Origin of the sequence: Cupriavidus gilardii (assembly GCF_008801915.1) — a bacterium.
GTDB classification, from domain to species: Bacteria; Pseudomonadota; Gammaproteobacteria; order Burkholderiales; family Burkholderiaceae; genus Cupriavidus; species Cupriavidus gilardii.
In genome coordinates, this window is the sequence record NZ_VZOV01000105.1 from 1 (window position 1) to 437 (window position 437).

Consider the following 437-nt stretch of genomic DNA (forward strand, 5'->3'; position numbering starts at 1 on the left):
CCGATCTTCTCGTTCAGGTCGATGAACTGGTCGGCCGTGATCATGCCGTCGTTCAGCGCCTTCAGGCCGTACTGCACGCCGACATTGTCGCTCGGCCGCTTGGCGAAGCCGCGCGCGTCCTTGCCGTAGACGTTGACGGTGTGGTCGTAGACGGTCGCGCGCACGCCGGTCGGGTTGGTGACCGGATGGTATTGCTGGTCGGCCGGGAAGCCCGCGGGGAACGACACCACCGGATCGAGACGGCCCGCGCTGCTGCTCATCGCGGCGATATTGCCCGGCTTCAGGTAGCCGGAGATCGCCGAGCGCTGCGCGGCGCTGTATTGGCCCGGCGCGTTCTGCGTGAAGTACAGGTGCAGCAGGCGCGAATCGTGCAGCTTGAAGAGCGTCGACGAGGTGACGTCCGGGAACACCGAGGTCACGATGATGCCGTCGAACAG

1 protein-coding gene is annotated in these 437 nt (G+C 65.9%); it reads right to left on the bottom strand.

The genetic code is table 11. The features are described 5' to 3' along the window. On the bottom strand, nucleotides 1-437 hold a 437-nt coding region (locus tag F7Q96_RS26670), incomplete at both ends, for a DUF6351 family protein (protein ID WP_249041738.1).